Source organism: Paenibacillus doosanensis (assembly GCF_025060755.1).
Lineage (GTDB): Bacteria > Bacillota > Bacilli > Paenibacillales > NBRC-103111 > Paenibacillus_S > Paenibacillus_S doosanensis.
In genome coordinates this window covers 1-1,290 of sequence record NZ_JANYUY010000121.1, presented here as the reverse complement: position 1 = coordinate 1,290, position 1,290 = coordinate 1, and the positions used below count along the sequence as shown (strand labels likewise).

Sequence of the window (1,290 nt, the reverse complement as noted above, 5' to 3'; positions counted from 1 at the left end):
TTCTTTTCACCTTTCCCTCACGGTACTGCTTCACTATCGGTCGCTAGGGAGTATTTAGCCTTGGCAGATGGTCCTGCCTGCTTCCCACGAGGTTTCACGTGTCTCGCGGTACTCGGGATCCGTCTAAGGTGTTCGCAGAATTTCAACTACAGGGCTTTTACCTTCTATGGCCGGCCTTTCCAGACCGCTTCGTCTACCCTGCTGCACCTATGTTGACGTCCCACAACCCCAGAGAGCAAGCCCTCTGGTTTGGGCTATTCCGCTTTCGCTCGCCGCTACTGACGGAATCACTTTTGTTTTCTTCTCCTGAGGGTACTTAGATGTTTCAGTTCCCCTCGTATGCCTCTGCACACCCTATGTATTCAGATGTGAGTAACTGAGAATTACCTCAGCTGGGTTTCCCCATTCGGATATCCCCGGATCAAAGCCTGCTTACGGCTCCCCGAGGCGATTTCGTCGTTCGCCACGTCCTTCTTCGGCTCCTAGCGCCTAGGCATCCTCCGTGTGCTCTTATTAGCTTAACCATGCTAATGACACGTTGTATTGCTCTACGCATTTCGTTTCGTTATCTAGTTTTCAAGGAACAATCTGCAACTGTTACATCATCAAATTCGATGGCAGTTGTCGGTGCGTCGCCTTTAACAGCGACAAAAAGCATCTTATCACATAACCCTTATTCATTGCAAGAGTTATTTTTGGTGGAGCCAAGCGGGATCGAACCGCTGACCTCCTGCTTGCAAGGCAGGCGCTCTCCCAGCTGAGCTATGGCCCCATAATATGAAATTATCCATTTCAAGAAATGGTGGGCCCTAGTGGACTCGAACCACCGACCTCACCCTTATCAGGGGTGCGCTCTAACCAGCTGAGCTAAGGGCCCGCAAGACAACAATCGAGAACTTCAATGATCAATATCAAAATAAAAACCCACTCAAGGTGGGTTCGCTTGGCGACGTTCTACTCTCCCAGAACCCTTCGGTTCAAGTACCATCGACGCTGGAGGGCTTAACGGTCGTGTTCGAGATGGGAACGTGTGGTTCCCCTCCGCCATCATCACCAAACGAATAGAGAGTTGTCCTCTCAAAACTGACCAACGAGTGAGTGGCGCTGCAACTGTTACATCGAGTTCGTCGATGTCCGTTGTCAACTATTGTGCAACTGTTAGTTGCTTATGTCCGATGACCTACAGTCATCATGGACTCCATAGAAAGGAGGTGATCCAGCCGCACCTTCCGATACGGCTACCTTGTTACGACTTCACCCCAATCATCTACCCCACCTTCGGCGGCTGGC

Annotated in this window: 2 tRNA genes and 3 rRNA genes; all 5 read right to left on the bottom strand. The window is 50.8% G+C overall.

Going from position 1 to position 1,290, the window contains the following annotated elements:
* Positions 1-524, bottom strand: a 23S ribosomal RNA gene (locus N0M98_RS33655); the annotation flags it as partial.
* Positions 525-696: 172 nt separating this feature from the next.
* A tRNA-Ala gene (locus N0M98_RS33650) sits at positions 697-772 on the bottom strand.
* 28 nt (positions 773-800) lie between these two features.
* Positions 801-877, bottom strand: a tRNA-Ile gene (locus tag N0M98_RS33645).
* 64 nt (positions 878-941) lie between these two features.
* Positions 942-1,058 (bottom strand): 5S ribosomal RNA (gene rrf, locus N0M98_RS33640).
* A 146-nt stretch (positions 1,059-1,204) separates the two neighbouring features.
* Positions 1,205-1,290 (bottom strand): 16S ribosomal RNA (locus N0M98_RS33635); the annotation flags it as partial.